The organism is Thermoanaerobacter siderophilus SR4 (assembly GCF_000262445.1).
Lineage (GTDB): Bacteria > Bacillota > Thermoanaerobacteria > Thermoanaerobacterales > Thermoanaerobacteraceae > Thermoanaerobacter > Thermoanaerobacter ethanolicus.
The window spans coordinates 2,480,597-2,493,114 of record NZ_CM001486.1 but is presented as its reverse complement, the minus strand read 5'-3'; the positions used below and the strand labels follow the sequence as shown (position 1 = coordinate 2,493,114).

9 protein-coding genes and 3 pseudogenes are annotated in these 12,518 nt (G+C 34.4%); all 12 read left to right on the top strand.

Annotated features, from left to right (window positions below; translation table 11 throughout):
- Positions 1-2: 2 nt before the first annotated feature.
- The 12 genes and pseudogenes from THESIDRAFT1_RS12400 to THESIDRAFT1_RS12345 all read left to right on the top strand — a co-directional run bounded on the left by THESIDRAFT1_RS12400 (position 3) and on the right by THESIDRAFT1_RS12345 (position 12,509).
- Positions 3-2,068 (top strand): annotated as a pseudogene (locus THESIDRAFT1_RS12400) (HD family phosphohydrolase).
- Positions 2,065-2,544: an rRNA maturation RNase YbeY gene (ybeY, locus tag THESIDRAFT1_RS12395; RefSeq protein ID WP_006570541.1), complete on the top strand. Its 480-nt coding sequence runs from the start codon at positions 2,065-2,067 to the stop codon at positions 2,542-2,544. The pseudogene THESIDRAFT1_RS12400 and the gene ybeY overlap by 4 nt, the downstream one beginning before the upstream one ends.
- A 4-nt stretch (positions 2,545-2,548) precedes the next feature.
- A complete protein-coding gene (locus THESIDRAFT1_RS12390) occupies positions 2,549-3,247 on the top strand; it encodes a diacylglycerol kinase (protein WP_003869504.1) in 699 nt (232 codons plus the stop codon).
- A gap of 11 nt (positions 3,248-3,258) precedes the next feature.
- Positions 3,259-4,167: a GTPase Era gene (era, locus tag THESIDRAFT1_RS12385; RefSeq protein WP_006570540.1), complete on the top strand. Its 909-nt coding sequence runs from the start codon at positions 3,259-3,261 to the stop codon at positions 4,165-4,167.
- Positions 4,168-4,202: 35 nt separating this feature from the next.
- Positions 4,203-4,874: a deoxyribose-phosphate aldolase gene (gene deoC, locus THESIDRAFT1_RS12380; RefSeq protein ID WP_003869502.1), complete on the top strand. Its 672-nt coding sequence runs from the start codon at positions 4,203-4,205 to the stop codon at positions 4,872-4,874.
- Positions 4,875-4,880: 6 nt separating this feature from the next.
- Positions 4,881-5,627 (top strand): DNA repair protein RecO, encoded by a 747-nt coding sequence (recO, locus tag THESIDRAFT1_RS12375; RefSeq protein ID WP_003869501.1) that lies wholly within the window; start codon positions 4,881-4,883, stop codon positions 5,625-5,627.
- Positions 5,628-5,641: 14 nt separating this feature from the next.
- Positions 5,642-6,077: pseudogene (locus THESIDRAFT1_RS14825) on the top strand (DUF4342 domain-containing protein).
- An 81-nt stretch (positions 6,078-6,158) separates the two neighbouring features.
- Complete coding sequence (locus THESIDRAFT1_RS12365) at positions 6,159-7,547, top strand: glycine--tRNA ligase (RefSeq protein ID WP_006570538.1); 1,389 nt, start codon at positions 6,159-6,161, stop codon at positions 7,545-7,547.
- Positions 7,548-7,738: 191 nt separating this feature from the next.
- Complete coding sequence (gene ccpN, locus THESIDRAFT1_RS12360; protein ID WP_003867910.1) at positions 7,739-8,380, top strand: transcriptional regulator CcpN; 642 nt, start codon at positions 7,739-7,741, stop codon at positions 8,378-8,380.
- A gap of 11 nt (positions 8,381-8,391) precedes the next feature.
- Positions 8,392-9,202 (top strand): annotated as a pseudogene (locus tag THESIDRAFT1_RS12355) (pyruvate, water dikinase regulatory protein).
- Positions 9,199-11,832 (top strand): pyruvate, phosphate dikinase, encoded by a 2,634-nt coding sequence (ppdK, locus tag THESIDRAFT1_RS12350; protein WP_006570536.1) that lies wholly within the window; start codon positions 9,199-9,201, stop codon positions 11,830-11,832. Before THESIDRAFT1_RS12355 ends, ppdK begins: the two are co-directional and overlap by 4 nt.
- A gap of 125 nt (positions 11,833-11,957) precedes the next feature.
- On the top strand, positions 11,958-12,509 hold the full coding sequence (locus tag THESIDRAFT1_RS12345; protein WP_003869493.1) for an HD domain-containing protein: 552 nt from the start codon (positions 11,958-11,960) through the stop codon (positions 12,507-12,509).
- The last annotated feature ends 9 nt before the right edge of the window (positions 12,510-12,518 follow it).

The following is a 12,518-nucleotide window of genomic DNA, read 5'->3' as shown; positions in this document are numbered from 1 at the left end:
CCATGAAAAAACTGGACAAACATATAAAAAATATAATTAAAAATGAGCAATTGATAATCATTTTTTTTGTTATTTTTTATTTTGTTTCTTCCTATGCCTTAGTTTATACTAGTGTAACGCCTCCAAAATTTGACTTAAAAGCTGGGGACGTAGCTACTCAAGACATAAAAGCTCCTAAAGATGTAGTAGATGTAGTTGCTACTCAAAAGAAAATAGAGGAAGCAGTAAATGCGGTAAATCCCAAATATGATTATAATGAAAATATTGCCAAAGAATCTTATCTTAAGCTGGTTGATTTTTTTAATAAATTGAGAGATGTACGCAAATCTTCAGAAACAGAAGAAAAGAAATTGCAGGACTTTAAAGCTGTAAGTCCCATAGGTTTAGAAGATAATGACGTGGCTTTGCTTTTAAAAATAGATGATAATACCCTTATAAACATGGAATCGGTGGTATTATCGACAGAAAAAGCAATTATGGCAAGGCAGATTACAGAAGATGCTTTGCCTACTGTTTTAAACGATGCCAAGAGTGTTGTAGAAAGTTCTGATATTTCTGAAGAAGTAAAACCAGTAGCTGTTAAGATTTTATCTTCTGTTATTGTTCCTAATATGATATATAATGCCTATGAGACAAACCTTGCTAAAAAAGAAGCAGAGGAAAGAGTACAGCCGGTTATGTATAAAAAAGGACAAAATATCGTAGTCAGTGGAGAAGTGGTGACACAACAACAAATTGAGGTTTTGAAATCTTTAGGTCTCTTAAAAGGTAGCAGTAAGATTGACTATGGAATGATAATAGGCTTATTTTTGATTTTAGGCTTGTCACTTTTTTTATCAGTGTATTATATTATAAAATTGGACAAAAAGATTACTACAAAAAAATGTACATTGAATTGTTGTGCTTAACAGGTATTTTTTATCTTTTATTAGCTGTTGCCTTTAAAGAGATTGAACCGCTTTTAATTCCTGCTGCTACTTTGCCTATGCTAATTTCTGTTTTAATAGATCCTTATATTGCTATTATGATTGACATAATTTATTCTCTTTTAGTAGGCTTAATGGTGGGTTTTAACCAAGAATTTATTTTTATGTCATTGCTAGGGGGATTGATTGGTGCAGTAAAACTTTCTCATTCTAAGCAACGTTTAGATTTTGTAAAAGCGGGTCTTTACGTCAGTGGGGTAAATCTTGTAAGTATTGTAGGAATAGGGCTTTTAAATAGCAATGATATAATTTCTGTATTAAAAAGTAGTTTATGGGGAATTGTCAGTGGAACTTTTAGTATAATTTTGGTTATTGGTACTTTGCCTTTTTGGGAAGCAGCTTTTGATATCTTAACTCCTTTAAAACTTTTAGAGCTATCAAATCCCAATAATCCGCTTCTTAAAAAACTTATGATGGATGCTCCTGGTACTTATCACCACAGCATAGTAGTAGCAAATCTCGCAGAAGCTGCTTCTGATGCTATTGGAGCAAACAGTTTGTTAGTTAGAGTGGGGGCTTATTACCATGATATAGGTAAAATTAAAAGACCTTATTTTTTCAAAGAGAACCAGCTTTCAGGAGAAAATTTGCATGACAAAATTTCTCCTGATTTAAGTACATTAGTAATAATTTCCCATGTAAAAGATGGTATAGAATTAGCTAAAAAGTATAAACTTCCTCAACAAGTCATCGATTTGATAAAAGAACACCATGGTACTTCCTTAGTGAAATACTTTTATACTAAGGCTTTACAGAATGAAGAGGAATCTTGCGAAGAAGAATCTTTCAGATATCCAGGTCCAAAGCCTTCTACCAAAGAGTCTGCCATTTTGATGTTGGCAGATTCTGTAGAAGCAGCTGTGAGATCTATCCCGGAACCTACTGAGGAAAATATAAAAAATATGATTGATAAAATCGTCGCAGATAGATTAAATGATGGTCAGTTGGAAGATAGCGATTTAACTTTAAAAGATATTAAAACTATAAAAAATTCTTTTTTGACTGCTTTAACTGGTATGTTTCATAAAAGAATTGAGTATCCTGATATTGAACCAAATCAAAATAAAGAGGTGTTAGAATGAACATTTTGATAGACAACAGACAAGATAAAGTTGATGCAATAAATTTGGAAGAATTGGTGGAAAAAGTTATAAAAACAGTATTAGAGGTAGAAGAGGTTATTGATAATGTTGAAGTAAGTGTGTCTTTTGTGGATAATGAGGAAATTAGAAAATTAAATAAATATTATAGAGGTATAGATAAGCCGACGGATGTTTTGTCATTTCCTTTAGCAGAGTTTGAAGATACTTATGCAGAGGTTGAAGAAATAGAGGAAGATTCAGAAGAGGTGCAGCCAATAGGAGATATAGTTATTTCTTTAGAAAAAGCATTAGAGCAGTCAATGGAATATGGGCATTCCTTTGAAAGAGAAGTAGCTTATTTAACAGCTCACAGCATGTTGCATCTTTTGGGTTATGACCATGAAACTGAAGAAGAAAGAAAAATTATGAGGGAAAAAGAAGAGGAAGTTATGGCAAGGCTTAATATTGGGCGGTGATTTTGTGAAATCGAGAAATTTAATTGACAGCTTTAATTATGCGATAGATGGCATTTTACATGCTTTTAAAACCCAAAGAAACATGAAGATTCACTTTGCCATAGCAATATTGGTATTATTCTTTTGCCTTTTTTTGGACCTTTCCAGGGTAGAATTTGTGGTAATTTTATTTACAATTTCTTTAGTTTTAATTTCTGAAATGATAAATACGGCTATTGAAACCACAATTGACATGATGGTTAAAAATTATAATCCTTTGGCTAAGGTTGCGAAAAATGTAGCTGCAGGAGCAGTTCTTATATCCGCGATAAATGCCATTCTTGTAGCTTATTTAATATTTTTTGATAGAGTAAATCCTTGGACAAAAATAATTTTATTAAAGCTTAGAGAGTCACCCATTCATATCACAGTTATAAGTCTTTTAGTTGTAGTGTTTTTGACTGTAATTTTAAAGGTGCATTTTAAAGAAGGAACTCCTATGAGGGGAGGAATGCCCAGCGCTCATAGTGCTATTGCTTTTGCTACTGCGACAGCTATAACTTTTATGACAGCAAATGCTTTTATTGCCACTTTAGGTTTTTTACTTGCTCTTATGGTGGCTGAAAGCAGAGTAGAAGGTAAAATCCACTCTTTTTCTCAGGTATTTTTTGGAGGTTTATTTGGGATATTGATTACAGTGTTGATTTTTCAAATAATCAAATAAGGAGTGATGATATGGGCCATAAAGCTGGTTTTGTAGCATTAGTTGGTAGAACTAATGTAGGTAAATCTACTCTTTTAAATGCAATTTTACAAGAGAAGATTGCTATTACTTCTCCCAAACCCCAAACTACTCGAAATACCATTCGTGGGATTTTGACAACAGATGAATACCAGGTTATTTTTGTTGACACTCCTGGCATTCATAAACCTAAATCTAAATTAAGCGAATTTATGATTGAGGTAGCTAAAAGAACATTGAAAGAAGTTGACCTTATTTTGTATATGATAGAACCAGATACGGAAGTAGGACCTGGAGATAGATACATAATCGAACATTTAAAAGAAGTAGATACACCTGTCATACTTGTAGTCAACAAAATAGATTTGGTGCCTGAGGAAAGAGTAGAAGAGACTATAAAAATTTTTAAAGAGCAATATGAGTTTAAAGATGTAGTAGCTATTTCTGCTATTGAAAATAAAAATATAGATTTGTTAAAAGAAAAAATTGTATCACTTTTGCCAGAAGGCCCCAAATATTATTTGGATGATTATATAACAGATCAGCCCGAAAAATTAATAGTGGCAGAAATAATTCGAGAGAAGATGTTACACTTTTTAGAGGAAGAAGTACCTCACGGTATTTATGTGGAAGTAGAATCTATTAAAGAGAGGGAAGATAAAGATATAATAGACATTGAAGCATATATTTACTGTGAGAAAGAGTCCCACAAAGGAATTATTATAGGCAAAAATGGGCAAATGCTAAAAAAGATAGGTCAAAGTGCGCGACTTGATTTAGAAGAATTTTATGGAAAACAGGTTTTTCTTGACCTATGGGTAAAGACGAGGAAGGGGTGGAGAGACAATACAACGTTACTTAAAAAATTAGGATATGCCATTGACAAGAAAACTTACGAATAGTAAAGTATTTAGTGAAAACAAAAGGAGGTTATATTATGAACATAGCAAAAATGATTGACCACACTTTATTAAAACCAAATGCGACAAAAAGCGAGATAGAAAAGCTTTGTAATGAGGCAAAAGAGTATGGGTTTGCTTCTGTCTGCATAAACCCTTGCTTTGTAGACCTTGCCTATAGTATGTTAAAAGATACAGATGTTAAAGTTTGCACAGTGATAGGTTTTCCATTAGGTGCAAATACTATCGAAACCAAAGTATTTGAAGCAGTTGAAGCGGTTAAAAAAGGTGCGACAGAAGTTGACATGGTATTAAATATAAGCATGTTGAAGAGTGGAGATTACGACTATGTAAAAAAAGAAATTGAAGAAGTTGTGAAAGCGGTAAAATCCTATGGAGATATAGTTGTAAAAGTAATTTTAGAAACCTGCTATCTCACTGATGAAGAAAAGGTAAAAGCATGTCAGATCACAAAAGAAGCAGGTGCTGATTTTGTTAAGACTTCTACTGGTTTTGGGCCAGGTGGAGCGACGGTAGAGGATGTAAAATTAATGAGACAGGCAGTTGGTGAAAACTTTGGTGTTAAAGCTTCTGGCGGTGTAAGAACTGCTGAAGATGCTAAGGCGATGATTGAAGCAGGAGCTAATCGCATTGGGGCAAGTGCAGGCGTTAAGATTGTGGAGGAATGGAATAAACTAAAAATGAGTTGATAAAAAATGCGCTTGTTAAAAACAGAAGCAATAGTATTAAAAAACAATTTAATAGGTGAAACAGACAAAATAGCCACCCTTTTTACTAAAAGCTATGGCAAACTCCAGGCAGTGGCAAAAGGGGCAAGGCGATCAAAGAGCCGATTTGTGAATGCAATAAGGCCTTTTGTTGTTGCCAATTATGTTATTTTTGAGGGGCAAAATTATTACTATATTGACCAATGGGAGTTAATCGAAGCTCATAAAAATATAGAAAAAGACTTAGCTAAATTTTCTGTAGCTTCGTATATTGCCGAAACTATAAACAAAATTTTAGAGGAAAATCAAAAAAGCGAGAGGCTGTATCTGTTTTTAAAACATTCTTTAAAAGCAGTTGACGAGCTACAAATAGACCCTTTAATTTTTATTTCTTCTTATAACTTAAAATTAGTTTCTTTATTGGGATATATGCCTCAACTTGATAATTGTGTTGTGTGTGGAAAAAGAGAGAATTTAAAATATTTTTCTAATTCCTGCGGGGGTGCAGTGTGTATAAACTGCAAAAATAAATGTTTTGACGCCAAGCCATTACATGAAGTAACATTAAAAGCTATAAAGTATTTTCTTAAAGGAGATTATGACAAGCTTCAAAATATTAAAGTTTCAGGAGTTATAAAAGAAGAAGTGGATAAAATAATAACAGCCTATATGAAAGAACATCTTGAAATAGAGTTTAAATCAAAAGATTTTATTGACAAGTTACAAAATATGTGAAAGGAGGGTTTAACGTGTTAGATGAAGAATTAGAAAAAATAGATATGATAGTAGAGAGAATGGGAGTAAGTTATAAAGAAGCAAAAGAAGCATTAGAAAAGTCAGGTGGCAGTGTTGTAGACGCATTGATATATATAGAAGAGAATAGAAAAAGTTGGACTGAGACCTTTACAGTCGCAGGTTCAGAAGTTATGGAAAAAATAAAAGAATTAATTAAAAAGGTAATGTTACAAAAATAAGAATAAAAAAGACGATAAAGTTCTCTTGGAGATTCCTGTAACTGCAGGTGCTATTTCTGCAGTTATCATTCCTCAGCTGACGTTAGTGGGAGCGGCAGTAGCGCTTTTAGCTAATTGCACAATTGAAGTTGAAAAACATGATAAAAGCGTAACCGTATTAAAAGAAGAAAAGAAAAAGATTGACAGAAACTTGTCTCTTTGGTATTCTTAAATAAGTAACGTCAAAAACCTTTCTTCCCAAAAGGGATGAAGGGTTTTTGTATAATTGCGAGAGAAAAAGGAGTGTTATTAAATGTCACAAGCAGTCACAATGGATAAAATAGTTGCCCTTGCAAAAAACAGAGGGTTTGTTTTTCCGGGGTCTGAAATATATGGAGGACTTGCTAATACTTGGGATTATGGACCTCTGGGAGTAGAACTTAAAAACAATATTAAGAGGATGTGGTGGAAAAGATTTATTCAACAAAGTCCTTATAACGTAGGAATTGATACTGCAATTTTGATGAATCCAGAAGTGTGGGTTGCATCAGGTCATGTTAGCAGTTTTAGCGATCCTTTAATGGACTGTAAAGAGTGCAAATCAAGATTTAGAGCTGACCAATTGATTGAAGACTACATTAAAGAAAAGGAATTAAATATTTCTATTGAAGGTTGGACAAATGAACAATTGATGGAATTTATAAAAGAGCATAAAGTGCCCTGTCCAAAATGTGGTGCCCATAATTTTACTGATATTAGGAAGTTTAATCTCATGTTTAAAACCTATCAAGGTGTTACAGAAGATTCTAAATCAGAAGTGTATTTGCGGCCTGAAACCGCACAAGGAATTTTTGTGAACTTTAAAAATGTTCAAAGGACAACTCGTAAGAAAATGCCTTTTGGAATAGGACAAATTGGTAAATCTTTTAGAAATGAAATTACTCCTGGTAATTTCATATTCAGAACGAGAGAATTTGAACAGATGGAATTAGAATTTTTCTGTAAACCGGGAGAAGATATGGAATGGTTTAGTTACTGGAGAAAATATTGCATGGATTGGCTTTTAGAATTCGGCTTAAAAGAAGAAAACTTAAGATTTAGAGACCATAAAAAAGAAGAATTGTCTCATTATAGTACTGCTACCACAGACATAGAATATAATTTTCCCTTTGGATGGGGAGAATTGTGGGGAATAGCTAATAGAACAGATTTTGATTTAAGGCAACACATGGAACATTCTGGAGTTGACCTATCTTATATGGACCCTGTAACAGGAGAAAAGTACATACCATATTGCATTGAGCCTTCTGTTGGGGTAGATAGGTTAATGTTGGCATTTTTAATAGATGCCTATGAAGAAGAAGAGTTAGAAGATGGAGAAACTAGAGTGGTTTTAAGGCTTCATCCTGCTCTTGCTCCCATTAAGGCAGCAGTGCTTCCATTATCCAAGAAATTATCAGAAAATGCCTATAAGCTTTATGACCAGTTGAGAAATAAATTCGTAGTAGATTACGATGAGACAGGAAGCATAGGTAAAAGGTATAGAAGACAGGATGAGATAGGCACGCCTTTCTGTATTACTTATGACTTTGATTCGGAAAATGACCATTGTGTAACCATAAGAGATAGAGATACTATGCAACAAGTGAGAATAAAAATTGAAGAAGTAGAGAAATATCTTGAAGAAAGGTTAAATTTTTAAGGGAATCAGGCTTTTTAACTGATTTCCTTGATTTTTTATGTTGCAATAATTTGTGATATAATAGGAAGGAAACGAAAAAGAAAGTTGGTTATCTTATAAACTTGTGATATAATTATACTAAAGTGATAAACCGATAGAAAACGTTTATGAAACGACAGAGGAAAGTATAAATTGTCAAAAACTTTAAAGGGGTGATAAAGATTCAACTGACAAACCGCCAGCATATAATTATTGACATTGTCAAGAAACATCAACCCATTACAGGGGAACAAATAGCTGAGAAATTAAATGTCACAAGAGCGACTTTAAGACCGGATTTGGCAATATTAACTATGTCTGGGATCTTAGAGGCGAGGCCAAAAGTGGGATATTTTTATACAGGAAAATCACCCCTCAGTTTAGTAGAAGATTATATAAAGAGCATAAAAGTAAAAGATATCAAGTCTTTACCTGTAGTGGTAGAGGAAAGTACATCAGTGTATGATGCCATTGTAACACTTTTTTTAAAAGATGTCGGGACAATTTTTGTACAGGATGGAGGATTTTTAACCGGCGCTGTTTCAAGAAAAGACTTTTTAAAAATCGCAATAGGCAACACTGATATTTATAAGGTCCCGGTGGGAATAATTATGACCCGTATGCCTAACATAGTTACAACTTATGATGATGAGCCTGTGTATAATGCTGCTGTTAAAATTATAGAGCACGAAGTAGACAGTCTTCCTGTAGTTGAGCCTGTAGTGGGAAGTGATGGAAAACAAGGATACAAAGTGACAGGAAGGATTTCAAAGACCAACATTACTAAATTGTTTGTAAAGCTTGGGGAAGGTTAGGGGGATTTTTAATGGAAGAAGGAGTATCAATTTACTTGGTTTCAGATTCTAATGTAGACACAGCAGAAAACATTGCGAGTATTGCTGCTGCCCACTTTGATACTTTTATAGAAAAATAAAAAATATTCTTATGTTGGAGATAAAAATCAAATAGAAGAGATTATCATGGAGGCAGCTAATGATGCAAATAGCATAATAATCCATACTATGGTGGTCCCGGAATTAAAAGATTATCTTCTTAAAAAAGCACAGAAATTTGGCATAAAAATAGTAGATGTAATGGGACCAGTGATAAATGCTATTGAAGATAGTACTGGTATATCCCCCCATACCAATTTAGCAAAAAATAATAAAGAAGATTATTTGAAAAAAATCGAAGTAATAGAATTTGCCGTAAAATATGATGATGGTAAAGATGCAATGGGTATACTATTGGCCGATGTAGTTGTTATAGGGGTTTCTAGAACATCCAAAACTCCTTTATGCATGTATCTTGCTCATAAATACATAAAAGCTGCTAATTTACCCTTAGTGCCAGAAATTGAACCACCTCAAGAATTATTTGAAATCAACCCTAAAAAAATATTTGGGTTAACTATAGACCCTGAAGTTTTGGTAAAAATAAGGAAAGAGAGATTAAAATCTCTTGGCCTTGATGCTAATGCCATATACGCTACTGAAGAAAGAGTTAAAAAAGAGATAAAATATGCTGAGGAGGTGATGAAGAGATTAGGGTGTACTGTAATCGATGTTACAAATAAAGCTGTAGAAGAAACAGCTAATGTTATATTAAACGTATTAAAAGGAGGAGAGATTTCATGAGTAAAAAGTATGTGTATTTATTTAGTGAAGGCGATGCTTCAATGAGAGACCTCTTAGGAGGAAAAGGCGCAAATCTTGCTGAAATGACGAAGTTGGGTTTACCTGTTCCACAAGGATTTACAGTCACCACTGAGGCTTGTACAAGGTACTATCAAGATGGTAAGACTATAGCTCCAGAAATTGTTGAACAAATCTATGAATATATGGCTAAATTAGAAGAAATTACAGGTAAAAAATTTGGAGACCCAACAAATCCTTTATTAGTATCTGTAAGGTCTGGCGCGAGAGTTTCAATGCCAGGTATGATGGATACTATTTTAAACCTTGGTTTAAATGACGAGACAGTAGAAGGCCTTGCTAAAGCTACAAACAATGAAAGATTTGCCTATGACAGCTATAGAAGATTTATTCAAATGTTCTCAGATGTTGTAATGGGAATTGACAAGAATAAATTTGAAGCTATTTTAGATGAAGTAAAAGAGGAAAATGGTGCAAAATTTGATACAGATTTAACAGCTGAAAACCTCAAAGAGGTAGTAAAAAGATTTAAAGAACTTTATAAAAAAGAAATGGGAGTAGACTTCCCACAAGATCCAAAAGAACAACTTCTGGAAGCTGTAAAAGCAGTATTTAGGTCTTGGGATAATCCAAGGGCTATAGTGTACAGAAGACTTAACGACATACCAAGTGATTGGGGTACAGCAGTAAATGTTCAATCAATGGTATTTGGCAACATGGGTAATGATTCAGGTACAGGTGTTGCTTTCACAAGGAATCCCGCGACTGGTGAAAAGGCTTTATTTGGCGAATTCTTGATGAATGCTCAAGGTGAAGACGTTGTTGCAGGTATTAGAACGCCTCAACCAATTTCAACTTTGAAAGAGACTATGCCAGAAGTTTATAACCAATTTGCAGAAATTGCTGAGAAATTGGAGAAACACTACAAAGACATGCAGGACATAGAGTTTACTATTGAAAAAGGTAAACTCTACATGCTACAGACAAGAAACGGAAAGAGAACTGCTCAAGCAGCTTTGAAAGTAGCTGTAGACTTAGTGGCTGAAGGTTTAATAGATGAAAAAACAGCAGTCTTAAGAGTAGATCCAAAGCAATTAGATCAGTTATTGCATCCAACCTTTGAACCAAATGCGTTGAAAGCTGCTAAGCCTGTTGCAAAAGGTTTACCTGCTTCTCCTGGTGCTGCATCAGGAAAAGTATATTTTACTGCTGATGAAGCAATAGAAGCTGCGAAATCAAGAGGAGAGAGAGTAATTCTTGTAAGAACAGAGACATCTCCAGATGACATTGAAGGTATGTCTGTAGCACAAGGAATACTTACAACTCGTGGTGGTATGACATCTCACGCAGCTGTTGTTGCAAGAGGTATGGGTACAGCTTGCGTAGTAGGTTGTGGCGATGCAAAGATAGACGAGCAAGCAAAAGTAATGAGAATTGGCGATATAGAAGTTCATGAGGGAGACTACATATCTATAGATGGTAGCACAGGCAATGTTTACATTGGTGAAATAAAGACTGTTACACCTGAGCTAACTGGAGATTTTGCAACTCTCATGAGCTGGGCAGACAAATATAGAAAATTAAAAGTAAAAACTAATGCAGATATACCAAGAGATGCAAAAGTTGCAGTTCAGTTTGGTGCTGAAGGAATAGGCCTTTGCAGGACAGAGCATATGTTCTTTGATGAAGATAGAATTCCTGCTATGAGAGAAATGATTGTCTCAAAGACAGAAGAACAAAGAAGAAAAGCTTTAGAAAAACTATTGCCTATGCAAAGGTCAGACTTTGAAGGTTTGTTTGAAGTTATGGGTGAATTCCCTGTTACTATACGCCTTTTAGATCCACCATTGCATGAATTCTTACCTCATACAGATGAAGAAATTAAAGAACTTGCAGAAAACATGGGTATAACTTTTGAAGAGCTAAAAGCAACAGTAGAAAGCTTAAAAGAGTTTAACCCAATGTTAGGTCATAGAGGCTGTAGATTAGCTATAACCTATCCAGAAATTGCTGAAATGCAGACAAGAGCTATTATAGAAGCTGCTATAAACGTAAAGAAGAAAACAGGCAAAGACGTAAAACCGCAGATTATGATACCACTTGTAGGTGAACTTAAAGAGCTTAAATACCTCAAAGACATAATAGTAAAAGTAGCTGACGAAGTTATAAAACAAAACAATGTTGAAATAAAATATCTTGTAGGAACAATGATAGAGGTACCAAGAGCAGCTCTTACAGCTGACCAAATTGCTAAGGAAGCAGAATTCTTCTCCTTTGGTACTAATGACTTGACTCAGATGACTTTCGGTTTCTCGAGGGATGATGCTGGCAAATTCCTTGAAACTTATTATGAAAAGAAGATATATGAATTTGATCCATTTGCTAAGCTTGACCAAGAGGGTGTTGGCAAGTTAGTAGAAATGGGTACTAAACTTGGAAGGCAGACAAGACCTGACCTTGAAGTAGGTATATGTGGTGAACACGGTGGAGACCCATCTTCTATTGAATTCTGCCACAAAGTAGGTCTTGATTATGTCTCTGCTTCACCTTACAGAGTACCTATTGCAAGACTGGCTGCTGCTCAGGCGGCAATAAAATACGATAATAAATAATTAATTTCAAAGGCAGCAAATCAAAATTTGCTGCCTTTGAGCATTGTTTAAGGTTATTGTTTTTTGACCATTCATGTTATAATATTAAGTAAAATTGGTAACTTTAATAGTAGGAGGAGAGTTAAATGGATAGAAACACGGCCTTAGCGCTTGTCAAAGAATATGTGTCAGATGAGACTTTAATAAATCACATGATAGCTACAGGTGCTATAATGGGAGGTTTAGCTGAAAGATTAGGACAAGATGTTGAAAGATGGGTAGTTACAGGGATATTACATGACATAGACTACCAAGAAACTAAGGACAATCCAGAGCTGCACAGTATAAGGGGGGGAGAAATTTTAAGAGAGCATGGTCTTGATGAGGAAATAGTACATGCAGTTATGGCACATAATGAAATTCATGGCATTGAGAGGATAACTCTTCTTGACAAAGCTCTTTTTGCCGTTGACCCTTTATCAGGTTTAATTACTGCAACAGCTTATGTGATGCCTTCTAAAAAATTGGAGGAGGTGCAAGTAAAATCATTAAAGAAAAAGTTTAAAGATAAGACTTTTGCTAAAGGAGCAAATCGCGACCAAATCAAAACTTGTGAAGAATTTGGAATTTCTTTAGACGAATTTTTAGAGATTGCCCTTAATGAAATGAAAAAAATCGCACCACAGATAGGATTGTGAGGAATGGGA

What these genes read in the sequence shown, in the direction of transcription:
- THESIDRAFT1_RS12365 (WP_006570538.1), top strand. Translation starts at nt 6,159, where the DNA reads ATGTCACAAGCAGTCACAATGGATAAAATAGTTGCCCTTGCAAAAAAC.
- deoC (WP_003869502.1), top strand. Translation starts at nt 4,203, where the DNA reads ATGAACATAGCAAAAATGATTGACCACACTTTATTAAAACCAAATGCG.
- era (WP_006570540.1), top strand. Translation starts at nt 3,259, where the DNA reads ATGGGCCATAAAGCTGGTTTTGTAGCATTAGTTGGTAGAACTAATGTA.
- ppdK (WP_006570536.1), top strand. Translation starts at nt 9,199, where the DNA reads ATGAGTAAAAAGTATGTGTATTTATTTAGTGAAGGCGATGCTTCAATG.
- ybeY (WP_006570541.1), top strand. Translation starts at nt 2,065, where the DNA reads ATGAACATTTTGATAGACAACAGACAAGATAAAGTTGATGCAATAAAT.
- THESIDRAFT1_RS12345 (WP_003869493.1), top strand. Translation starts at nt 11,958, where the DNA reads ATGGATAGAAACACGGCCTTAGCGCTTGTCAAAGAATATGTGTCAGAT.
- recO (WP_003869501.1), top strand. Translation starts at nt 4,881, where the DNA reads ATGCGCTTGTTAAAAACAGAAGCAATAGTATTAAAAAACAATTTAATA.